The 21,389-nt window shown below is 61.0% G+C and carries 20 protein-coding genes; 5 read left to right on the forward strand and 15 right to left on the reverse strand.

The genetic code is table 11. The features are described from left to right. Nucleotides 1-24: 24 nt before the first annotated feature. Both pgeF and rluD read right to left on the reverse strand, forming a co-directional pair. The gene (gene pgeF, locus LIS66_RS22840) at nucleotides 25-747 is read right to left on the reverse strand and encodes a peptidoglycan editing factor PgeF (protein WP_227973090.1); all 723 of its coding nucleotides are present in this window, start codon (nucleotides 745-747) and stop codon (nucleotides 25-27) included. Then, nucleotides 744-1,706 carry a 23S rRNA pseudouridine(1911/1915/1917) synthase RluD gene (gene rluD, locus LIS66_RS22845; protein WP_042610487.1) on the reverse strand — a complete coding sequence of 321 codons (963 nt, stop codon included), beginning with the start codon at nucleotides 1,704-1,706 and terminating at the stop codon, nucleotides 744-746. Before rluD ends, pgeF begins: the two co-directional genes overlap by 4 nt. A gap of 151 nt (nucleotides 1,707-1,857) precedes the next feature. Here rluD and LIS66_RS22850 point away from each other — a divergent pair, with 151 nt between their 5' ends. From LIS66_RS22850 to LIS66_RS22865, 4 genes are all read left to right on the forward strand, one after another. Continuing rightward, nucleotides 1,858-2,874 (forward strand): outer membrane protein assembly factor BamD, encoded by a 1,017-nt coding sequence (locus LIS66_RS22850; RefSeq protein WP_064364119.1) that lies wholly within the window; start codon nucleotides 1,858-1,860, stop codon nucleotides 2,872-2,874. A gap of 126 nt (nucleotides 2,875-3,000) precedes the next feature. After that, a complete protein-coding gene (locus tag LIS66_RS22855) occupies nucleotides 3,001-3,234 on the forward strand; it encodes a PP0621 family protein (protein ID WP_039761661.1) in 234 nt (77 codons plus the stop codon). Then, nucleotides 3,224-4,813 carry a sensor histidine kinase gene (locus tag LIS66_RS22860; RefSeq protein WP_042610490.1) on the forward strand — a complete coding sequence of 530 codons (1,590 nt, stop codon included), beginning with the start codon at nucleotides 3,224-3,226 and terminating at the stop codon, nucleotides 4,811-4,813. The genes LIS66_RS22855 and LIS66_RS22860 overlap by 11 nt, the downstream gene beginning before the upstream one ends. Next, on the forward strand, nucleotides 4,810-6,156 hold the full coding sequence (locus LIS66_RS22865) for a sigma-54-dependent transcriptional regulator (protein ID WP_227973091.1): 1,347 nt from the start codon (nucleotides 4,810-4,812) through the stop codon (nucleotides 6,154-6,156). Before LIS66_RS22860 ends, LIS66_RS22865 begins: the two co-directional genes overlap by 4 nt. A 93-nt stretch (nucleotides 6,157-6,249) precedes the next feature. Here LIS66_RS22865 and thiO read toward each other — a convergent pair whose 3' ends face one another. From thiO to LIS66_RS22900, 7 genes are read right to left on the reverse strand one after another with little or no spacing between them, the layout of a single operon-like run. Next, nucleotides 6,250-7,350 (reverse strand): glycine oxidase ThiO, encoded by a 1,101-nt coding sequence (gene thiO / locus LIS66_RS22870; RefSeq protein ID WP_227973092.1) that lies wholly within the window; start codon nucleotides 7,348-7,350, stop codon nucleotides 6,250-6,252. Between the two features lie 57 nt (nucleotides 7,351-7,407). Beyond that, a complete protein-coding gene (locus tag LIS66_RS22875) occupies nucleotides 7,408-7,809 on the reverse strand; it encodes a type IV pilin protein (protein WP_227973093.1) in 402 nt (133 codons plus the stop codon). A 15-nt stretch (nucleotides 7,810-7,824) separates the two neighbouring features. Then, nucleotides 7,825-10,914, reverse strand: coding sequence for a pilus assembly protein (locus tag LIS66_RS22880; RefSeq protein ID WP_227973094.1), 3,090 nt, complete (start codon nucleotides 10,912-10,914; stop codon nucleotides 7,825-7,827). After that, on the reverse strand, nucleotides 10,901-11,380 hold the full coding sequence (locus LIS66_RS22885) for a pilus assembly PilX family protein (RefSeq protein ID WP_042610495.1): 480 nt from the start codon (nucleotides 11,378-11,380) through the stop codon (nucleotides 10,901-10,903). Before LIS66_RS22885 ends, LIS66_RS22880 begins: the two co-directional genes overlap by 14 nt. A 10-nt stretch (nucleotides 11,381-11,390) precedes the next feature. After that, nucleotides 11,391-12,104: a PilW family protein gene (locus tag LIS66_RS22890; protein ID WP_227973095.1), complete on the reverse strand. Its 714-nt coding sequence runs from the start codon at nucleotides 12,102-12,104 to the stop codon at nucleotides 11,391-11,393. Continuing rightward, complete coding sequence (pilV, locus tag LIS66_RS22895) at nucleotides 12,101-12,550, reverse strand: type IV pilus modification protein PilV (RefSeq protein WP_064364111.1); 450 nt, start codon at nucleotides 12,548-12,550, stop codon at nucleotides 12,101-12,103. Before pilV ends, LIS66_RS22890 begins: the two co-directional genes overlap by 4 nt. Beyond that, a complete protein-coding gene (locus tag LIS66_RS22900) occupies nucleotides 12,547-13,020 on the reverse strand; it encodes a GspH/FimT family pseudopilin (protein WP_042610498.1) in 474 nt (157 codons plus the stop codon). Before LIS66_RS22900 ends, pilV begins: the two co-directional genes overlap by 4 nt. A 130-nt stretch (nucleotides 13,021-13,150) precedes the next feature. Here LIS66_RS22900 and LIS66_RS22905 point away from each other — a divergent pair, with 130 nt between their 5' ends. Next, a complete protein-coding gene (locus LIS66_RS22905; protein WP_065615654.1) occupies nucleotides 13,151-13,720 on the forward strand; it encodes a GspH/FimT family pseudopilin in 570 nt (189 codons plus the stop codon). Here the strand turns inward: LIS66_RS22905 and ispH are convergent. From ispH to murJ, 6 genes are all read right to left on the reverse strand, one after another. After that, nucleotides 13,677-14,621: a 4-hydroxy-3-methylbut-2-enyl diphosphate reductase gene (ispH, locus tag LIS66_RS22910; RefSeq protein WP_042610500.1), complete on the reverse strand. Its 945-nt coding sequence runs from the start codon at nucleotides 14,619-14,621 to the stop codon at nucleotides 13,677-13,679. The genes LIS66_RS22905 and ispH overlap by 44 nt on opposite strands. Nucleotides 14,622-14,795: 174 nt before the next feature. Then, a complete protein-coding gene (fkpB, locus tag LIS66_RS22915; protein ID WP_016773128.1) occupies nucleotides 14,796-15,248 on the reverse strand; it encodes an FKBP-type peptidyl-prolyl cis-trans isomerase in 453 nt (150 codons plus the stop codon). After that, a complete protein-coding gene (gene lspA / locus LIS66_RS22920) occupies nucleotides 15,241-15,753 on the reverse strand; it encodes a signal peptidase II (protein WP_042610501.1) in 513 nt (170 codons plus the stop codon). Before lspA ends, fkpB begins: the two co-directional genes overlap by 8 nt. Next, on the reverse strand, nucleotides 15,746-18,577 hold the full coding sequence (gene ileS / locus LIS66_RS22925) for an isoleucine--tRNA ligase (protein WP_042610502.1): 2,832 nt from the start codon (nucleotides 18,575-18,577) through the stop codon (nucleotides 15,746-15,748). The genes lspA and ileS overlap by 8 nt, the downstream gene beginning before the upstream one ends. 13 nt (nucleotides 18,578-18,590) lie before the next feature. Continuing rightward, complete coding sequence (gene ribF / locus LIS66_RS22930; RefSeq protein WP_016773125.1) at nucleotides 18,591-19,529, reverse strand: bifunctional riboflavin kinase/FAD synthetase; 939 nt, start codon at nucleotides 19,527-19,529, stop codon at nucleotides 18,591-18,593. 129 nt (nucleotides 19,530-19,658) lie between these two features. After that, nucleotides 19,659-21,197, reverse strand: coding sequence for a murein biosynthesis integral membrane protein MurJ (gene murJ / locus LIS66_RS22935; RefSeq protein WP_227973096.1), 1,539 nt, complete (start codon nucleotides 21,195-21,197; stop codon nucleotides 19,659-19,661). Nucleotides 21,198-21,389 lie beyond the last annotated feature (192 nt).

A 21,389-nucleotide genomic window follows, 5' to 3' on the forward strand; every position in this document is an offset into this window, starting at 1 on the left:
AGAGTTGATACAGGTCAGGCAAGTCTAGCGGGTGAGCCAGATCAATGAAGCGAACCGACCAGTGCGCGACGCACGGCGGTAAGAAAAGAAGCGCGGATCGGTCACGGTGCAGAAACCGCCACCATAAACAGCGGTGACTCCGCATTCAGCCAGACGCAGGCGCGCCAATTCATAGATGTCAGCCATGAACTTGCCGGGATTGTTGCTCGGTACGAACGCTTCTGCTGCTTCAGGCAGCTGATTGATGAAGACTTCCCGTACTTCCGGACCGACTTCAAAGGCTTTGGGGCCAATGGCCGGGCCGAGCCAGACCAGTACCTCGTCAGCAGGAACATCGAGGCTGTCGAGAGTTGCCTCAAGCACGCCCGCCGCCAGACCACGCCAACCCGCATGAGCGGCCGCGACACGCGTGCCGGCACGATCGCAGAACAATGCCGGCAAACAGTCTGCCGTCATCGCCGCGCAGGCAATACCCGGCGTTGCGGTCCAACTGGCATCTGCAGTCGCAACGATGCCCGGATCAGCATGTACCACGGTAATGCCGTGCACTTGCTGCAACCAGGCAGGTTGTATGGAGAAGTGATCGGTCAAGCGGCGACGATTTTCGGCCACCGCTTCCGGGCGATCATCGACGTGATCGCCCAGATTGAGGCTGTCGAACGGCGCCTCACTGACACCGCCCTCGCGGGTGGTGACACAGGCCCTGACGCTGGCCGGCGCAGGCCAGTCCGGCGTCAGCCAGTTCATCCGACGAAGGCCTCGCGATCCTGCTTGAGCAGAGTCAGCAGCCAGACGAAATCTTCCGGCAGCGGCGATTCCCAGCTCATCCGCTCACCGCTCGTCGGGTGATCGAGTTCAAGGAAGCGCGCGTGCAGGGCCTGACGCGGGAAGTGCTTGAGCGACTCGACCATGGTCGGGTTGGCCGCTGGCGGAATGCGGAAACGCCCGCCGTACGCCGGGTCGCCGACCAACGGGAAGTTGATGTGCGCCATATGCACGCGGATCTGGTGGGTCCGACCGGTTTCCAGTTTCACCCGCACGTGGGTGTGGGAACGGAAACGCTCGAGCACGCGGTAGTGGCTGACGGCAGGCTTGCCGCCTTCCATCACCGCCATGCGCTGGCGCTGCTGGCCGTGGCGTCCGATCGGTGCGTTGATCTTGCCACCGGCGGTGACCACGCCAATGACGATGCACTCATAGATGCGGCTGACGCTGCGGCTCTGCAATTGCGCGACCAGCTTGGTCTGCGCCTGAATGGTCTTGGCCACCACCATCAGACCGGTGGTGTCCTTGTCCAGTCGATGCACGATACCGGCACGCGGGACATTGATGATGTCCGGCACATGGTGCAACAAAGCGTTGAGCAAGGTGCCATCGGCGTGACCGGCAGCCGGGTGCACCACCAGGCCTGCAGGCTTGTTGATCACCAGGATGTCGTCGTCTTCATAGACGATATCGAGCTCGATGTCCTGGGCGATCCACTCGCCCTGGGCTTCCTGCTCGGCAGTCAGCTCAAGGATGGCACCGCCATGCACAATGTCGCGCGGGCGGATCACCGCCCCGTCCACAGTCAGGCGACCTTCTTTGATCCAGGCGGAAAGGCGCGAGCGTGAGTGCTCAGCGAAGAGTTGGGCGGCGACTTGATCGAGGCGTTGGCCGCCCAATTCGGACGGCACCTCTGCGCGAAGTTCAATTTTATCGGACATGCTCGGACTGGGCGTCGGCACAGCCTTTGGTTTCGGCTGCGCGCTTGTGGTTAAATACGGCGTCTTTTGCCCCGAGGCTTTTCAACGGGGCGCTCATCATAACAGGACGGCCCCGCCCAAGACAGCGGCCGTCATAGGGACGCAAGCCGCCATGCAAGTGAAACACCTGCTGCTGATCGCCATCCTCGCATTGACCGCTGCTTGCTCATCGAAGGAAGTCGTAGACGAAAACCTCAGCGAAGCCGAGCTGTATCAGCAGGCTCAGACTGATCTGGACAACAACAGCTACACCAGCGCCACAGCCAAGCTGAAGGCTCTGGAGTCGCGTTATCCGTTCGGTCGCTACGCCGATCAGGCTCAGCTGGAGTTGATCTACGCCAACTACAAGAACGCCGAGCCGGAAGCTGCAAAGTCCGCCGCCGAGCGTTTCATTCGTTTGCATCCGCAGCATCCGAACGTGGATTACGCGTACTACCTCAAGGGTCTGACCTCGTTCGACCAGGACGTCGGCCTGCTGGCGCGCTTCCTGCCGCTGGACATGACCAAGCGTGACCCGGGCGCCGCCCGCGACTCGTACAACGAGTTCGCGCAGCTGACCAGCCGCTACCCGAACAGCCGCTACGCGCCGGACGCCAAGCAGCGCATGATCTACCTGCGCAACCTGCTGGCCGCCTACGAAATCCACGTGGCCGACTACTACCTGACCCGTCAGGCTTACGTAGCCGCTGCCAACCGTGGCAAGTACGTGGTGGAAAACTTCCAGGAAACCCCATCGGTCGGCGACGGCCTGGCGGTAATGACCGAAGCCTACCAGCGTCTGCACCTCGACGATCTGGCGGCCACCAGTCTGGAAACCCTGAAACTCAACTACCCGGATCACCCGAACCTGCAGGACGGCCAGTTCGTGCCACGCGTAGCCGAAGCCGACAACCGTTCGTTCCTGAGCAAGGCGACGTTGGGCCTGATCGAATCCCGTCCACCGCTGCCGCCGGGCGAGACCCGCGCCAACCAGGACGTGCAGAAGCAGTTCCAGGACGCGAAAGACGCGATCCCGAACGAGCTCAAGCCTAAAGACGAAAATGGCGACGTGATCGAAGAGCCAGAGCCTGAATCCAGCGACACCGACCGCTCGTGGTTCAGCTACATGACCTTCGGCGTGTTCGACTGATCACACCGGTTGTACGAAAAAGGGAGATCTGCGGATCTCCCTTTTTTATTGCCGCGCTTTAATAGGCTGTGCGCTGCTCGGGTCCTTGGCTAAACTGCCGGATCATCAGTCGAAAAGCCGCTCATCATGCTTCGTTTATTGTTCTGGATTGCCCTGATCTTCGCCGCCATCTGGCTCTGGCGCAAATTCAAGGCCCCCGCCTCGTCCACCCGATCGCCACGCGAACAGGACGCCCCGCCGATGGTGCGTTGCGCCCATTGCGGCGTGCACCTGCCGCGCGACCGCGCCCTGGGTAACCAGCAACAATGGTATTGCAGCCAGGCTCATCTTGAGCAAGGCCCGGGCGCCAGTGGTCGCTGAGGCCGCCAACGCCGACCAGAAACAGGCTCAGCGTCTGCTGCGCCTTTATCACCTGTACCGCTTGAGTGTCGGCATCACCCTGGTGCTGCTGATCTCCAGCAACATGGACAACCGCCTGCTGACGTCGGCCAACGACGATCTGCTGCGCGGTGGCAGCTGGCTGTATCTGATCATCAATATGCTGCTGGTGGTGTTCCTCGAAAACACCCGGCGCCCGGCGCAACTGTTCACTTTAGCGTTGGTCGATGTGCTGCTGTTGTGCGGCCTGTTCTACGCCGCTGGTGGCGTCGCCAGTGCGCTGGGCAATCTGTTGGTCGTCTCGGTGGCGATCAGCAATACCCTGCTGCGCCGGCGCATCGGCCTGCTGATTGCCGCCATCGCGGCGATCGGCATTGTCGGCCTGAGCTTTCTGCTGAGCTTCAGCCATCCCCTCAGCGCCAACGCCTACCTGCAAGCCGGCACCCTCGGAGCGCTGTGCTTTGCCGCCTCGTTGCTGGTGCAAGGGCTGATCCGCCGCCTCGAAGTCAGTGAAACCCTCGCCGAACAGCGCGCCAGTGAAGTGGTTGGCCTGGAAGCGCTCAACGCGTTGATCCTGCAACGCATGCGCACTGGCATTCTGGTGCTCGATGAGCAACGCCGGGTGCAACTGGCCAATCACAGCGCGCAAAGCCTGCTCGGCCATAGCCACCTGCAAGGTCATTTGATCGATGAGTATTCGCCCGCGCTGGTCGATCGCCTGCAACTGTGGCGCAACAACCCGACCTTGCGCCCGCAGAGCCTGAAAATCCCCGGCAACGGCCTCGAGCTGCAACCAAGCTTCATCGCCCTCGAGCAGAGCCCGAACCAGCAGACCCTGGTGTTTCTCGAAGATCTGGCGCAAATCACCCAACAGGCGCAGCAACTCAAACTCGCTGCGCTCGGGCGTTTGACCGCGGGCATCTCCCACGAAATTCGCAATCCGTTGGGCGCAATCAGTCATGCCGCGCAGCTGTTGGCCGAGTCCGAGGAACTCGATAGCGCGGATCGGCGTCTGACGCAGATTATTCAAGATCACTCCCAGCGCATGAACCGAGTCATCGAAAACGTCCTGCAATTGTCCCGCCGTCAGCAAAGCGCACCGCAACGGCTGGACCTCAAGCCGTGGCTGGAAGACTTCGTCGGCGAAACCCGCGAGCAAGCCACCGAGCGCCAGCACATTCATCTACGGATCAATTCGGGCGACTTCACCACGCTGATGGACCCCAACCAGCTGCGGCAGATTCTCGACAATCTGATCCGCAACGCCTGGCGGCACAGTGCCCAGTTGCACGAGCAGGCCGAGGTCTGGCTGGCGCTGTTCGTCGACCCCGACAGCCAGTTGGCAGTACTCGAAGTGCAGGACAACGGCCCCGGCGTGTCGGCCGACGAGCAGGCGCATCTGTTCGAACCGTTCTTCACCACCAGCAGCCAGGGCACCGGTCTTGGCCTTTATCTGTCCCGTGAGCTGTGCGAAAGCAACCAGGCACGCCTAGACTTCAAATCACGCCAAGGCGGCGGCTGCTTTCGCATCACCTTTGCTCACGGACGGAAACAAAGTTGAATACAAGCCCACGGCAAAAAATTCTTATCGTCGACGACGAACCGGATATCCGCGAGCTCCTGGAAATCACCCTGGGACGGATGAAACTCGAGACCTTCAGCGCACGCAACCTGGGCGAGGCTCAGGCGCTGTTACAGCGCGAGCACTTTGACCTGTGCCTGACCGACATGCGCCTGCCCGACGGCACCGGGCTGGAGCTGGTGCAACACATCCAGCAGCGCGCTCCGCATCTGCCGGTAGCGATGATCACCGCGTACGGAAGCCTGGAAACGGCTATCAATGCGCTGAAGGCCGGCGCGTTCGATTTCCTCACCAAACCAGTGGAGCTGCCGCGACTGCGCGAGCTGGTCAGCTCGGCGCTGCGCATTCCGACAGCCGGTGGCCTGAGTACGGCAATCGAGCGACGCTTGCTGGGCGACTCGCCGCCGATGGCCAATCTGCGCAAGCAGATCGACAAGCTCGCGCGCAGCCAGGCGCCGGTGTACATCAGCGGTGAATCCGGCAGCGGCAAAGAACTGGTCGCACGCCTGATTCACGAACAAGGCCCGCGCGCGAGCCAGCCCTTTGTGCCGGTGAACTGCGGGGCGATTCCGTCGGAGCTGATGGAAAGCGAATTCTTCGGCCACCGCAAAGGCAGTTTCACCGGTGCCGTCGAAGACAAGCCGGGGCTGTTCCAGGCGGCCCATGGCGGCACTCTGTTTCTCGATGAAGTTGCCGATCTGCCACTGCCGATGCAGGTGAAACTGCTGCGGGCGATTCAGGAAAAAGCCGTGCGCAGCGTCGGCGGCCAGCAGGAAACGGTGGTCGACGTGCGCATCCTGTGTGCCACACACAAAGACCTTGAAGCCGAAGTCGCGGCCGAGCGCTTCCGTCAGGATCTGTATTACCGGCTCAACGTCATCGAACTGCGCGTGCCTTCCCTGCGTGAACGTCGCGACGACATCGAGGCGCTCGCCATGCATGTGCTCAAGCGCTTGGCCCAGGACACCGGACAACCCGAAGCGCGCCTGCATCCGCAAGCGCTGGAGGCGCTGAAGAACTATCGCTTTCCCGGCAACGTGCGCGAACTGGAGAATGTCCTCGAACGCGCGCACACTTTGTGTGAACAGCGCACGATCGAAGCGCAGGATCTGCGTTTAAGCGAAGGCAATTGCGCCGCGGATGGGGCGACGGCTGATCTGACGCAGATCGACAATCTCGAGGATTATCTGGAGAGCGTCGAGCGCAAACTCATTCTGCAGGCGCTGGAGGAAACCCGCTGGAACCGCACGGCGGCGGCGCAGCGGTTGAGTCTGTCGTTTCGGTCGATGCGTTATCGGCTGAAGAAGTTGGGTCTGGATTGAAGGGCCCTTTCGCGAGCAGGCTCGCTCCCACACTTGGAATGGGTATCCCTGTGGGAGCGAGCCTGCTCGCGAAGGCGGTCTACCAGCCTCTGACTAAATACGGCCCTCAGGCGCATACGGCGCCGGGTCAATGATCGGCGCCCGCCCCAGCATCACATCGGCAAACAACTGACACGAGGCCGGCGCCAGCACCAGCCCATTGCGGTAATGCCCGCAGTTCAGCCACAAACCCTCGAACCCCGGCACCCGGCCAATGTACGGCACGCCTTCCGGCGAACCCGGCCGCAGCCCGGCCCAATGCCCGACCACTTCGGCATCCGCCAGCGCCGGCAACAACTCGATCGCCGAGGCCTTGAGGCTTTCCAGCGCCACATCGGTCGGGGTCTTGTCGTAGCCTTCGTGCTCCAGCGTACTGCCGATCAGAATATGACCATCGCGACGCGGAATCGCGTAACGCCCCTTGGCCAGCACCATGCTCGGCAGAAAATCAGCCGCGCACTTGTAGAGAATCATTTGGCCTTTGACGGGTTCTACCGGCAGCGTCAGGTTCAGCGTCTTGAGCAGATCACCGCTCCACGCCCCCGCCGTCAGCACAATCCCGTCGCCGCTGATCACCCCAGTGGAAGTTTGCACACCAACCACGCGCTCGCCTTCGCGGACGAAACCACTGACTTCGCACTGCTCATGAATCGTCACGTTCGGCAGCGCCAGCAATGCCGCTTTCAGCGACTTGACCAGCCGTGGGTTGCGCACGTTGGCGACATCGGCCATGTAGATCGCCCGGCTGAAACCGCTGCCGAGGACCGGCACCGCGTCATGCGCCGCCGAGATATCCACAGCCCGCAGTGGCCGTTGTTCGCGCTCGGCCCAGGCCAGCGCTGCGGCTTCATCGTCCAGATCCAGCCAGTACAGGCCGGTGGTGTGGACTTCAGGATCGACCCCGGTGTCGGCAAACAAGCGCTCGCCGAGCTGTGGATAAAAATCCTGCGACCAATGCGCCAGCGCAGTAACCGCCGGGCTGTAGCGCCACGGATACAGCGGCGAAACAATGCCGCCGCCGGCCCAGGACGACTCCTGGCCGACATTCGAGCGGTCCAGCAGCACCACGCTGCGCACTTCGGAGGCGAGATTGTAGGCAGTGAGCAGGCCAATTACCCCGCCACCGACAATCACCACTTGCTGTTGCCTGGTCATGTTTGATCCAACCGTAAAAAAGACAGTGGGCGCAAAAGGCGCCCGAAAGAGAGTGCGTCAGCGGCCCCAGCAATCCTTGGTGGTCACTCCGGTGGTCGCGTTGTTCATGCTTCGCACGCCGGTATTGGTCAGGGTGAAATCACCGCATTTGTCGGTGGCCATGGCCGATCCGGTTTTACGAATCGCGGTCAGCACAAAGGTCTGGTCGGTCAGCGTTGGAGTGATGGTGTAGAAATCATTGCCCGTGCTCAGCCCGGTGACGCCGGTGTAGACATTGTTGCGGGTGTAGAAGCGTTCGAGGGTCTGCGCCTGCTCCGAGAGCAGCGAGACCACTTCGGCGCGACGGCCCTTCTTCACGTATTCGTTGTAGCTGGGAATGCTGATGGTGAGGATGATCCCGATAATCGCGATAACGATCATGATCTCGATCAGGGTAAAACCTCGGCTGGTTCTGCGCATGCCTCAAATTCTCGCTTACTGGATTTGTCGCCACATGATACGACGGCTGCCGCCGCCACCTTTTTCCACAACGGTGGTGATGACACCACTGGTGTCGCTCACGAGCTTGGTCTTGGCATCTCGGGAAATGACGTTAAGGGTCGGAATGCCACCGGTGAATACCACGCCACTGGATATCGTGTCATTGCTGTCGACCAAACGGTCACCCGTGGTGTCGATCACGGCGTAGTTGAGCATCTTACCGTTGAACGCATCCAGTTCGACCAGTCTGCCCGTACCAAAGCTAGAACACGGGTCAGTGGTATCGACGCTGGCGGTGGTAAAAACGACTCGTCCCAACACAATGCTGGCCTGGTTGATCACGCGCTCGCCGGTCAGCACGTTGTTGTACACCAGCGGCAAATACCAGCCTTTCTCTCCCGGATACGTCGTTTCATTCTGGCTGGTGGTCAGGAACTGCCCGGAACTGCCGGAGAACGAACCGGTAATCGCCTGCGCCTGCAAACTGCTGACGGTGATTTGTCCGGCCCCGCCTTCTGCATCCCAGATTGAATAGAACGCCTGCAGATCCTTGTTGGTCTTGTCGGCGGTTTCGTTGAACTTGCCGGTGCCAAAGAACACCTGTTTGCCGCCCTGAGCGTTATCCGCCAGCAGCGGTTGCGCGGTGATCGGCTGCGTTGCCCCGCCCGGCGCGGTGAACAAAGGCTTGCCGGCAAACGCCACGCCCCAGCTTTCCGGCGCCGTCGCGCTCAGGTCGAATTTCCACATGCGTCCTTTCAGGTCGCCAGCGTAGGCCGCCTGTACCACGTTCGAAGAGTTCACCCTGAGTTCCACGGATGACAGACCGTTGCTGGTTTCCGTGCTGTCGACGACGATTTTCCTGATCAGCGAACCATCCAGCGCATCCAGTACATACAACGCTGCAACCCCCGAATTGCTGCCGTAGCCATTGGCGATGAAAGTCGCCCAGCGACCATTGGCCAAGCGTGCCACTTCCGGCCTGGCATAGGCGTAACCCAGATCATTGAACGCATTCGCCGTGTTGGCCGTGGCCGGCGCACTGACTTCCCACAGTGCCCTGATCACGTTCCCTGCCGAGGCATCGAACAGTTGCAGCCCATAGAAGGTTTTGCCGCCGGCCCCCGTTCCGCCAATGGCCAGGGTTTTCCAGGTGGTACCGGCCTGCGCATCGAACACGCCGACCTGACCATCCACCAGAAATTTGTGGCTGACGCCGTTGACGTAGTTGGTGTCCGCGATCAGTCGCAGGGACGGCAGCACGCTGGAGGGCATATAGGCATAACGACGGGTGCCGTTCGCCGAATTGATCACATTGACGAAACCGTCGTTGGCGTTGACCACCAGACTGGTGTTCATGTTCGCAGCCTTGGTCGTCAGGTAGTTGGTGTAGCTGCTGTCACCCGTCAAATCGGATGCGGTCTTGTCCGAAGGCGACGCGAGCACCAGCGGCGAATTGATGATGTCGCCGAGCAGCGCACTACGCACCTTGAGCCCGGCCTTGTTGGTACCTTTGCTCCACTCGACCAGATCATTGCCGCTGATACCGGTGGGCAGGCCCTGATTCAGCGTGGTCTGCTGGGCTGGGGAAAAGCTGCCGAATGCCAGAGCAATTGGCGCATTGCTCGCGGTGTTCCATGACTGGAAAGTCGGCGCCGTGGCAGAGGGCACGATCGTGGTGTCGGTCGACCATTGCGCCGCCGAGGTATTTACCGTGCCGGTCGAGGTAAACCCGAACCACCTGATCGTGCCGCGCCAATCCTTGGGATCGTAAGTGGTCTGGTAAAAACTGCTGCCACTGCTCAAGGTGCTGCTGCTGGCGACGCCGGCGCCACCGGAGCCGGCCTTGGAAGTGATATCGCTCAATGCCGACGATAACGCCGCATTGAGCCCGGAGCTGTCGGTCGCCTGGTAGTACCTGCCCTGCCCATAACTGGCGGCGTCGGACAACATGTCGTTATCCGCAGCGAAACCCACGGTGTAGGTGTTCATGTTCTGCCGGGGAAAATCCACCGCGTTCCAGCTCTTGCCGGCGGCGTCGGTACCGGTCGAGCGCATGTCGATGTCGAAGGCGAATTTGGCAATGTCATCCAGATACAGGGTGTCGCCTTCGCCGTCACCGTTGAGGTTGTCGCCATCGTTATTCACGCCATCCCAGTTCGGTAAGCGACTGCCTCCCAGCGGATCGTTAGTCGGGAACGTCCGGTCGTAAGTCGGCAAGCCATCGGTGATTACCACGCCGTAGTTTTTCTGGCAGCGATATTGAATCGGGCTGGTATAGGTCGCCGGCGTGACGTTGTAATACGGCGCCAGGCCACGCATATAGCGAGTCACTTCGTAATAGCTCTCGGCCAACGGTGTATTGGCCACGGCATTCAAGCCGTTGATCGATGAAATCAGCGCATTGTAGTTAGCGTCCGCCTGGGCCTGGGTCACACTGCCGGTAACCGGCGACAGATCGGTGATCGAGCGCGCGATGAAGCCACCATTGCCCGGGTTGCTGCTGGTGGCCGGGTTGAACGTCGACAGGCCCATGCGCAGGGTGCGGTTGCTGCTGACCAGTGCGGTGGAAACGTTGCGCGCGACGTTCATCCGGTAATCGTTGGGAATCGCCCCCGTGGTGAAGTCGCGGGTGCCGGTGCTGTTGGCGAGGCTGACTATGTAGGAAATGTAATCGGCGGAATACCGAGTGTTCTCGTTGCCTACGGGGTCGGGGAGCTTGAGGCACAAGGGCGCCACGCTGTTGTTGTAGAACGCATAGGCGCCTCCCGAGCACCCGGAGGTCGGCAGGCTCGATAGAAACACTGTGTCGCCGGTGATCTGTGGAGCATTGAGTGCAGAGCACAATCCGAGAAAAGCATTGCACTGCCGGGCGGGTGTGCGGTTGACGTTCGGGTCGAATCCGGCGGCGTAGATAATGCTGTTCATACTGCCGGAGTCGTCGATCAGCAGCATCACGTTCGGCGCCACCGCAGCCGCGCTCAGCAGCGGCGAATCGGAAGGCGTGAATGCCCACGCCGGCGCCGCCAGATAGAAACTCAGGAGCATGCCGATCAGCAGCGAGGCGCAGCGCTCAATACTTCGCATAGATACTCTCCACCACGCTACGCGAATTGCCGGCGATGCCGACTGCGGTGACTCGATACAACGTCGCCGAGGTGTTACTTGGCACGTTCACTGCCGTCAGGGTCGTGCCGATGTTCTGCACGCCATAGAAGCCATTACCGGCGGCGACCCAGGTCACCCCCGAGGTCGAATTGAAGCCGGCCGAACTGACCACTGACGACTCCGCCGGCGGCAGGCATTGGGTCGTGCCGCTGCACACGGCCAACGAGTAACTGTCCAGCTGCACCGCGCTTTCGCCAACACGCAACGCCGCTTCCGCAGACTGGAACGATTGATTGCGCAGGCTCACGCTGCCGGCCATTTTTTCTTGCAGGTTGGCGCTCTGCATCGACGACAAGCCAATCAACGTGAGCAACAGCAGAAACACCAGACTGACCAGCAAGACCATGCCGCGCTGTGCCTGACGTTGTTGCAAGGAAATCCTCATCACCGCCCCCTCACTGCAAGCGATTGCGCAATGCCGCAACCACGTTGAAGGTTTGATTGCGCACCCGGTTGTTCGGGTCGGTGAGGGTCAGGCTCAGACGCACACTGCGGATGCGCGCGGGATCGCCGGGATTGCTGCTGTAAGTGGAGGCCGCCACGTCGGTCGCGGAGCTGGCCAGGCCGAAGGTGACGTTGAAGGCGCTGACGTTGTTCACCAGCACTTGCTGCGCGGGATTGCCGCTGCCGGTGCCCATGAGGATCTGGTTATTGCTGAAGCTGTAGATCAGGCGCCGGATCGGGAAAGCGATTTGCCCCGTGGTTGGGCTGCGCAATCCGCTGTAGGCGACCGCGCTGTTGCGACAGTCTGAAATCACTGTCCAGGTCGGCGTTCCCCCGCCGCTGCCGACATCGGCGGTGACCATGGTCAGCTTGAGACTGGCGTTATCCCAGCTGATCGGGGTGAGCTGCGCGGCGTTGAAGTCGCCCGCGCTGCTCGAATCAGTGATGGTGCCGAGACAGCCGAACATGCCGACCATGCGGATTTCCTGAATCATCTTGCTGAGGACGAAACGCGCGTCCTCCTGCATCGCCGCGGCGCTGTTCTGACTGACGTAGGTGTTTTTCGCGGCAATGAAGATCTGCACCACACCCAGCACGACAATCAGCCCCAAAGCCAATGCGATCAGCAACTCGATCAAACCGAAACCACGGCTGGCATGCTTCATGGCGTGGCCACCGGATCGACCGCCGCCCGACTGGTCAGCACGAAACTGCGCTGGGCACTGGCAGCGTTGGCGGCGCGCGCATCGCTCCAGGTAATGGTGATGGTATAGACACGCTGGTTGAGGGTGATGCTGCCCGTCGCGGTCGGACCGCCAAAGTTGGCGATGTTGGTGGTGAAGTCGTAGAGATCCTGATCCCGCGCCACGCTGAGGTTGCCCGAGGTCGGCGGTGTAGTGGTGTAGTCGGCGCCGGAATTGGCGCGAATGCGGTCCATCATGTCGTAGGCAATGAAGCTCGCCTGACTGGTCATCCGCGAACTGTCGGTGTACTTCAGCGCATTGAGTTGCACTGCCGCCGCCCCCAACAGGCCGACAGTGAGAATCAGCAACGCGACCAGCACTTCGATCAGCGTCATGCCCTCCTGTGCGATTTTGCTCCCTGCCCTCATCCGCAATTTCCACCCAGTTGAATGCGTCCGTTCAAACACACGTTCAGCGTCCTGCTTTGCGTGCCCAGCGTGTAACCGATGACTACCGCCGTCGACGGTGCCGCCAGACCACCAAGATTGTTGAAATCCAGTGCGGTCACTCCTAAAGGTAGCGTCAGAGTCGCCCCGCTGCTCATCGCTGGAACAACCCGCAACACATTGGCTGGATTGCCAGTACTGTCGTAGACCGCCAGCTCACCGGTCCAGACGCTGCCGCCAGCGGTCGGACGCAAACGCGTGGTCACGCCGCGATTGATCGCTTCGAGGCGAGCAAAATTGATTGCGCGCTGCAGGTCGCCGACTTCGGTATCCGCCTTGCTGCTCTGAATCGTACGGGTAAAGGCCGGCACCGCCAGCGTGATCAGTACCAGGAACACGGCGATGGCGACCAGCAACTCGACCAGCGTGAAACCTTTTGTACGAAGATCCATCGATGCCCTCCGTTGCCGTCGGCTATACCTGCTTCTACACGCTAGAACATTCGCTCGGCACATGCCGACTGATTTGCCCTGCGCGGCGCACGGATTGCGCTGCTCACACCACTCCACGGAGGGATTTTTCATGCCGCAACACGGTTTCAGCCTGATTGAACTGCTTATGGGACTGGCGATTGGCGCAATTGTTCTGCTGCTGGTCAGCCCGGCGTTCGCTGCGCTCAAGGAAGCAACTCAACGCGATCATGCAGCGCAATCGCTGATCGAAGGTATTCGCCACGCCCGCACACTGGCTATGACACACAATCACAACGTGGTGATCCATGGCATCGACGGCGACTGGAGCCGTGGCTGGCGAATCATTCTGGATCTGAGCGGCAAGGGTTCGGAGGACAGCAGCAATCCGCTGCTGGTTGAACGTGCCAGTGAGGCGAAGGTGCCGATTGTCGGCAACTGGTGGGTGAGCCGCTATGTGCGGTTCAGTCATCTGGGGCAACCGCTGATGCCGGGACGGCGATTTCAGGCGGGGACAATACACATCTGCTCGCCGCGCGCACCGGTCAGCCAGCGGCAGATCGTGCTGGCGGCGACCGGTCGCGTGCGCCTGAGCAGTCAGGAGACCGAACAGGCGCTGTGCGACAGCAGCAGGAACGTCAGATCGAGCGGACGCGCAGCTCTTTCGGCATCGAAAACGTGATGTTCTCTTCACGGCCGGCCAGCTCATCGGCACCGGTCGCGCCCCAGGCCTGCAATTGCTGAATGACGCCACGCACCAGCACTTCCGGTGCCGAGGCGCCGGCGGTGATGCCGATGCGCTCGACGCCGTCGAACCAGCTCTGTTGCAGGTCTTCGGCACCGTCGATCAGGTAGGCCGGGGTCGCCATGCGTTCAGCCAGTTCACGCAGACGGTTGGAGTTGGAGCTGTTCGGGCTGCCGACCACCAGTACCACGTCGCACTCGTCGGCCAGTTGCTTGACGGCGTCTTGACGGTTTTGCGTGGCGTAGCAAATGTCGTCCTTGCGCGGACCGCCGATCGCCGGGAAGCGCGTGCGCAGGGCATCGATGACGCGGCTGGTGTCGTCCATCGACAACGTCGTCTGGGTGACGAAGGCGAGTTTTTCCGGGTTGCGCACTTGCAACTCGGCCACGTCCTTCTCGTCTTCGACAAGATAGATCGCACCGCCATTGCTGGCATCGTACTGACCCATGGTGCCTTCGACTTCCGGGTGACCGGCGTGGCCGATCAGGATGCACTCGCGACCGTCTCGGCTGTATTTGGCGACTTCGATGTGCACCTTGGTCACCAGCGGGCAGGTTGCATCGAAAACCTTCAAACCACGACCGGCGGCTTCGTTGCGCACGGCTTGCGAAACACCGTGGGCGCTGAAGATGACGATGACGTCATCGGGCACCTGATCGAGCTCTTCGACGAAAATCGCGCCACGGCTGCGCAGGTCTTCAACGACGAACTTGTTGTGCACCACTTCGTGACGCACGTAGATCGGCGGCCCGAAGACTTCCAGGGCGCGGTTGACGATTTCGATCGCCCGGTCCACACCGGCGCAGAAGCCACGGGGGTTGGCGAGTTTGATTTGCATGCTGTGCCTCGTGTCTTGCGCGCAAGAAATAACGAATTCTGTGGAAAACAGTGTGGGAGCGACGGTGCGACGATTCGACCTGCTCGCGAAAGCGGTGTGTCAGACAACACCAACGTTGAATGTCATTCAGCATTCGCGAGCAGGCTCGCTCCCACATTGGTTTTGCATTATTACTCAGATCGCTTTGACGCTGATGATCTCGACGTCAAAGGTCAGCGTCTTGCCGGCCAGAGGGTGGTTGAAGTCGACGGTCACCTGCGTGTCGTCGAATTCCTTCACCACACCTGGCAATTCAGTATTGGCCGCATCGTTGAAGATCACCAGCAGGCCCGGTGACAACTCCATGTCGGTGAACTGCGAACGCGGGATGGTCTGCACGTTCTGCGGGTTCGGCTGACCGAAGGCGTTTTCCGGCTCGACGGTCAGGGTGCGCTTGTCGCCGGCCTTGAAGCCGAACAGTGCGGCTTCGAAACCCGGCAGCAGGTTGCCGTCGCCGACCTTGAAGGTGGCCGGGGCCTTGTCGAACGTACTGTCGACGGTATCACCGTTTTCCAGGCGCAGGGCAAAGTGCAGCGTGACTTCGGTGTTCTGGCCGATGCGTTGCTCAGTCGATAGCGGTTCAGTCATGAGCGGCCTCTTCGGTTTTCTTCGATTTGAACATGTCCAGCGCCAGCATGATCGCGCCGACGGTGATCGCGCTGTCGGCAATGTTGAACGCCGGGAAATACCAGCGGTTCTGCCAGTGCACCAGAATGAAGTCGATCACATGGCCCAGGGCAATGCGGTCATACAGGTTGCCCAGCGCGCCACCCAGCACCAGCGCCAGGGCGACGGCCAGCCAGGTGTCGTTGCGGCCCAGGCGCTTGAGCCAGACCACCAGCACGGCACTGACGACAATGGCGATCAGGGCAAACAGCCAGCGCTGCCAGCCGGAGCTGTCCGCGAGGAAGCTGAAGGCGGCGCCGGTGTTGTAGGCCAGGGTCCAGCTGAACAGATCGGGAATGATCACGATCTGCTGGAACATTTCGAGCTTGCTTTCGAAGTAGAACTTGCTGGCCTGGTCAATGACCAGGACCAGCAGGCTCAACCACAGCCAGCTCAGCCGTCCGAAACGGCCAACGGCATCAGGCATAGTGACGAACCTCGCCAGCGCCGCTGATGTTGTCGACGCAACGACCGCAGATTTCCGGATGCTCCGGGTTCACGCCGACGTCTTCGCGGCAGTGCCAGCAACGTGCGCATTTCGGGAAGGCCGATTTGACGATCTTCAGTTTCAGACCACTGACTTCGGTGACCACGGCATCGGCCGGAGCCTGCACGAATGGCGCAACGCTGGCAGTCGAGGTGATCAGGACAAAGCGCAGCTCGTTGCTCAGCTTGGCCAGATCGGCGCTCAGCGCTTCTTCGGCAAACAGCGTTACTTCGGCCTGCAGGTTGCCACCGACGGCTTTCGCCGCACGCTGGATTTCCATCTCTTTGTTGACCGCGACTTTCACTTCCATGATGCGATCCCAGTAGGCGCGACCCAGCTCGAAGCCTTCCGGCAGCTCGGTCAGACCTTCGTACCAGGTGTTGAGCATGACGGATTCGTTACGCTCGCCTGGCAGGTATTGCCACAGCTCATCGGCAGTGAAGGCGAGGATCGGCGCGATCCAGCGCACCAGCGCTTCGGAGATGTGGAACAGCGCGGTCTGGCACGAGCGCCGTGCCTTGCTGTCGGCGCCGGTGGTGTACTGGCGGTCCTTGATGATGTCGAGGTAGAAACCACCCAGCTCCTGCACGCAGAAGTTGTGGATCTTCGAGTAGACGTTCCAGAAACGGTATTCGCCGTAGTGCTCTTGCAACTCGCGTTGCAGCAGCAGCGTGCGATCCACCGCCCAGCGATCCAGCGCCAGCATGTCTTCGGCCGGCAGCAGGTCGGTGGCCGGGTTGAAACCGGTCAGGTTGGAAAGCAGGAAGCGCGCGGTGTTACGGATACGACGATAAGCGTCGGCGCTGCGCTGCAGGATCTGCTCGGACACCGCCATTTCGCCGGAGTAGTCGGTCGAAGCGACCCACAGACGCATGATGTCGGCGCCCAGGGTGTCGTTGACCTTCTGCGGCGCGATCACGTTGCCCAGCGATTTGGACATCTTGCGGCCGGACTCGTCGACGGTGAAGCCGTGCGTCAGCAGTTCGCGGTACGGCGCGTGGTTGTCGATGGCGCAACCGGTCAGCAAGGACGAGTGGAACCAGCCACGGTGCTGGTCGGAACCTTCCAGGTACAGGTCGGCACGCGGGCCGCTCTCGTGACCCATCGGGTGCGAACCGCGCAGGACGTGCCAGTGCGTGGTGCCCGAGTCGAACCAGACGTCGAGGGTGTCGCTGATCTTGTCGTACTGAGGCGCTTCATCGCCGAGCAGTTCGGCGGCGTCGAGTTTGAACCAGGCCTCGATGCCTTCGACTTCAACGCGTTTGGCGACTTCTTCCATCAGCTCGACGGTACGCGGGTGCAGCTCGCCGCTTTCCTTGTTGAGGAAGAACGGGATCGGCACGCCCCAGTTGCGCTGACGCGAGATGCACCAGTCCGGACGGTTGGCGATCATCGAGTGCAGGCGCGCCTGGCCCCAGGCCGGGACGAACCTGGTGTCTTCAATGGCTTTGAGCGAGCGCACGCGCAGGGTGTCGCCGCTGGTTGGCTCCTTGTCCATGCCGATGAACCACTGCGCGGTGGCGCGATAGATCAGCGGGGTCTTGTGGCGCCAGCAGTGCATGTAGCTGTGTTCGATGACGGTGGTGTGCATCAGCGCACCGACTTCGGTCAGTTTTTCGACGATGGCCGGGTTGGCCTTCCAGATGAACTGGCCGCCGAAGAATTCCAGCGACGGCACGTACACGCCGTTGCTCTGTACCGGGTTGAGGATGTCGTCGTTGACCATGCCGTATTTCTTGCAGGTCACGAAGTCGTCCACGCCATAGGCCGGGGCGGAGTGAACCACGCCGGTGCCAGCGCCCAGTTCGACGTAGTCAGCCAGGTACACCGGCGACAGGCGATCGTAGAACGGGTGACGGAAGTTGATCAGCTCCAGTTCTTTACCGGTGGTGGTGGCGATGACCGAACCTTCCACGCCATAGCGCGCCAGGCAGGCTTCGACCAGCTCTTCAGCCAGCACCAGCAGCTTGTCGCCGATATCGACCAGCGCGTAGTTGAATTCCGGGTGCACGTTCAACGCCTGGTTGGCCGGGATGGTCCACGGGGTGGTGGTCCAGATCACGATCGCAGCAGGTTTGCCCAGCGAGGCCAGACCGAACGCGGCAGCCAGTTTGGCCTCGTCAGCGATCGGGAAGGCCACGTCGATGGTCGAGGACTTCTTGTTCTCGTACTCGACTTCCGCTTCAGCCAGGGCCGAACCGCAGTCGAAGCACCAGTTCACGGGCTTCAGGCCCTTGAACACGAAACCACCCTTGACAATCTCGGCGAGGGCGCGGATTTCACCGGCCTCGTTCTTGAAATCCATGGTCTTGTACGGGTTGGCGAAGTCGCCCAGCACGCCGAGGCGGATGAACTCGGACTTCTGCCCTTCGATCTGCTCAGTGGCGTAGGCACGGCACAGCTCGCGGGTTTTATCCGCGCCGAGGTTCTTGCCGTGGGTCACTTCAACCTTGTGCTCGATCGGCAGGCCATGGCAGTCCCAGCCCGGGACGTATGGCGCGTCGAAACCCGACAGGGTTTTCGAGCGGATGATCATGTCTTTGAGAATCTTGTTCAGTGCGTGACCGATGTGGATCGTGCCGTTGGCGTACGGAGGGCCGTCGTGCAGGACGAACTTCGGACGATCCTTGCCAATCTCGCGCAACTTTCCGTACAGGCCAATACTGTCCCAGCGCTGCAGGATCTGCGGTTCGCGCTGTGGCAGGCCGGCCTTCATTGGGAAGGCGGTGTCCGGAAGGTTTAGCGTGGCTTTATAGTCGGTCATTTAAGGCTCTTCATTAGCGATGGGCGCTAGGTGCGGCTAGTGCACGGGCGGTGGCGACATCCGCATTGATCGCCGTTTTCAATGCCTCCAGAGAGGCGAAGCGCTGCTCTTCACGCAGCTTTTGGTGGAAAACCACCGTCAAACGCCGGTCATACAGATCGCCGGCAAAATCTAACAGATGGACCTCGAGGTGGGCTTTGCCATCCCCTTGCACCGTGGGGCGCACGCCGATATTGGCGACGCCGGGCCAGGTCTTGCCGTCGATGTCGACATTCACCAGATACACCCCGGTGAACGGCACGCGACGACGCTTGAGTTGAATGTTGGCAGTGGGTGTTCCCAATTGCCGGGCCAGTTTCTGGCCATGCAGCACGCGACCGGCGATGCGGTACGGACGACCGAGCAAGCGTTCGGCCAAGGCAAAATCGGCGGCGGCCAAAGCATTGCGCACTTGCGTGCTGCTGACGCGAATGCCATCCAGCTCGACGGTTTGCGCGGCTTCGACGGTGAATCCGTGTACCTGCCCGGCCTGCATGAGGAAATCGAAATCGCCGAGGCGGTCGCAGCCGAAGCGGAAATCGTCACCGACCTCCAGATGCTGCACGCCAAGGCCATCGACCAGAATGGTATCGACGAATTCACTGGCGCTAAGCTTGCTCAACCGCTGGTTGAAAGCCAGGCACAACACCCGGTCGACGCCTTCGGCAGCCAGCAACTGCAGCTTGTCACGCAACCGCGCCAGACGCGCCGGTGCGGTGTCGGGAGCAAAGAACTCCCGTGGCTGCGGCTCGAAAATCACCACGCAGCTGGGTACGCCCAACTCGAGCGCACGCTCACGCAGCCGGGCCAGGATAGCCTGGTGACCACGGTGAACACCGTCAAAGTTGCCAATAGTGGCGACGCAGCCCCGATGCTGGGGGCGCAAGTTGTGGAGGCCTCGAACCAGCTGCATAACGCGCTTCTTGCTCATAAAGTGGTCGATTATAACCACACCCGACGGCCGACGACAGGCAACACCGTAACGCAAAGTGAACGAGCCGACAAAACCGTCGACCCGTGCCTGTCGATAAAGGCTGAAACCTTAGCTCAAGGCCTTGCGATTGAAGTCGCGCAGGCGGAAACCCAGCAGCAGCAACATACCGAAATACGCCACCACCCCGGCCACCACCAGCGCGCCCAGGCGCAAGAAGCGCTCGAGCATGTGCCCCTCATCCCAGGCGGGCATGAAATGCATGCCGGCCAGCAACACCGCGGACATCACCGTCACCGCAACAACCAGTTTGAAACCGAACTTGCCCCAGCCCGGCTGCGGTTGATACATCTTCTGCTTGCGCAGTTGATAGAACAGCAACCCGGCGTTGAGGCAAGCACCGGCACTGATCGCCAGCGCCAGACCGGCGTGGGCCAGCGGCCCGATCAGCGCCAGGTTGAACAACTGGGTGCAGACCAGCGTGAAGATTGCGATTTTCACCGGCGTACGGATGTTCTGTTGCGCATAAAAGCCCGGCGCCAGCACCTTGATCACGATAATCCCGAGCAGGCCGACCGAATAGGCGATCAGCGCACGCTGGGTCATCTCGGCATCGAAGCCACTGAACTGACCGTACTGGAACAGCGAAACGGTCAGCGGTTCGGCGAGAATTCCCAGCGCCAGCGCGCACGGCAGCACCAGCACAAAGCACAGGCGCAGCCCCCAGTCGAGGATGCGTGAATACTCGTGGCGATCCTTGCTCGCGTAGGTCTTGGCCAGCGTTGGCAGCAGAATCGTACCGAGCGCCACACCCAACACGCCCGAGGGCAACTCCATCAAACGGTCGGCGTAGTACATCCACGACACTGAACCTGCGACCAGAAACGAGGCGAAGATGGTGTTGATGATCAGCGAGATCTGACTGACCGACACACCGAGAATCGCCGGCAGCATCTGCTTCATCACCCGCCACACGCCGCTGTCGCGCAGGTTCAGGCGCGGCAGCACGAGCATGCCGATCTTTTTCAGGTGCGGCAGCTGATACAGCAATTGCGCCAGACCGCCGACCAACACCGCCCAGCCAAGGGCCATGACCGGCGGATCGAAGTACGGCGTGAGGAACAGCGAAAACACGATCATGCTGACGTTGAGCAGAGTCGGCACGAACGCCGGCACCGAGAAGCGGTTCCAGGTGTTGAGGATCGCGCCGGCCAGCGACGACAGCGAGATCAGCAATATATAAGGAAAGGTCACCCGCAACAGATCGGAGGTGAGCTGGAATTTATCCGGGGTATCGGTAAAACCCGGCGCCGTGGCCCAGATCACCCAGGGCGCGGCGATCATGCCCAGCGCCGTCACTACCGCCAACACCAGCGTCAACAGGCCCGACACATAGGCAATAAAGGTGCGCGTCGCCTCTTCGCCCTGCTGACTTTTATATTCGGCCAGAATCGGCACGAAAGCCTGGGAGAAAGCGCCTTCGGCAAAGATCCGCCGCAGCAGGTTGGGCAGTTTGAAAGCGATAAAGAAGGCGTCCGTGGCCATCCCGGCGCCGAATGTCCGCGCGATCAGCGTGTCACGAACAAAACCCAGAATCCGGGAAAGCATCGTGATAGAGCTGACGGCGGCCAACGATTTGAGCAGATTCATTGAGAGAGTTTGTGCCTGTCGATAAACAGCAGGCGAACAATGCGCCCACTTGTGCGATACTCCGCGCCGCAACAGCACAGAGCCAAAGCTCGCGAGTTTACAGGTCAAGCGCCGGAAATAAATATCCCGCCTCTTTATACCTACCACTTAGCGGAACGATTCAAGTGCCCTTGACAAGACAAGTCTTCATCG

It is taken from the genome of Pseudomonas sp. HN2 (assembly GCF_020736465.1).
Lineage (GTDB): Bacteria > Pseudomonadota > Gammaproteobacteria > Pseudomonadales > Pseudomonadaceae > Aquipseudomonas > Aquipseudomonas moraviensis_A.

Coding starts and splice junctions, on each gene's coding strand:
- pgeF (WP_227973090.1), bottom strand. CDS start 747: ATGAACTGGCTGACGCCGGACTGGCCTGCGCCGGCCAGCGTCAGGGCC.
- rluD (WP_042610487.1), bottom strand. CDS start 1,706: ATGTCCGATAAAATTGAACTTCGCGCAGAGGTGCCGTCCGAATTGGGC.
- LIS66_RS22850 (WP_064364119.1), top strand. CDS start 1,858: ATGCAAGTGAAACACCTGCTGCTGATCGCCATCCTCGCATTGACCGCT.
- LIS66_RS22855 (WP_039761661.1), top strand. CDS start 3,001: ATGCTTCGTTTATTGTTCTGGATTGCCCTGATCTTCGCCGCCATCTGG.
- thiO (WP_227973092.1), bottom strand. CDS start 7,350: ATGACCAGGCAACAGCAAGTGGTGATTGTCGGTGGCGGGGTAATTGGC.
- LIS66_RS22875 (WP_227973093.1), bottom strand. CDS start 7,809: ATGCGCAGAACCAGCCGAGGTTTTACCCTGATCGAGATCATGATCGTT.
- LIS66_RS22880 (WP_227973094.1), bottom strand. CDS start 10,914: ATGCGAAGTATTGAGCGCTGCGCCTCGCTGCTGATCGGCATGCTCCTG.
- LIS66_RS22885 (WP_042610495.1), bottom strand. CDS start 11,380: ATGAGGATTTCCTTGCAACAACGTCAGGCACAGCGCGGCATGGTCTTG.
- LIS66_RS22890 (WP_227973095.1), bottom strand. CDS start 12,104: ATGAAGCATGCCAGCCGTGGTTTCGGTTTGATCGAGTTGCTGATCGCA.
- pilV (WP_064364111.1), bottom strand. CDS start 12,550: ATGAGGGCAGGGAGCAAAATCGCACAGGAGGGCATGACGCTGATCGAA.
- LIS66_RS22900 (WP_042610498.1), bottom strand. CDS start 13,020: ATGGATCTTCGTACAAAAGGTTTCACGCTGGTCGAGTTGCTGGTCGCC.
- LIS66_RS22905 (WP_065615654.1), top strand. CDS start 13,151: ATGCCGCAACACGGTTTCAGCCTGATTGAACTGCTTATGGGACTGGCG.
- ispH (WP_042610500.1), bottom strand. CDS start 14,621: ATGCAAATCAAACTCGCCAACCCCCGTGGCTTCTGCGCCGGTGTGGAC.
- fkpB (WP_016773128.1), bottom strand. CDS start 15,248: ATGACTGAACCGCTATCGACTGAGCAACGCATCGGCCAGAACACCGAA.
- lspA (WP_042610501.1), bottom strand. CDS start 15,753: ATGCCTGATGCCGTTGGCCGTTTCGGACGGCTGAGCTGGCTGTGGTTG.
- ileS (WP_042610502.1), bottom strand. CDS start 18,577: ATGACCGACTATAAAGCCACGCTAAACCTTCCGGACACCGCCTTCCCA.
- ribF (WP_016773125.1), bottom strand. CDS start 19,529: ATGCAGCTGGTTCGAGGCCTCCACAACTTGCGCCCCCAGCATCGGGGC.
- murJ (WP_227973096.1), bottom strand. CDS start 21,197: ATGAATCTGCTCAAATCGTTGGCCGCCGTCAGCTCTATCACGATGCTT.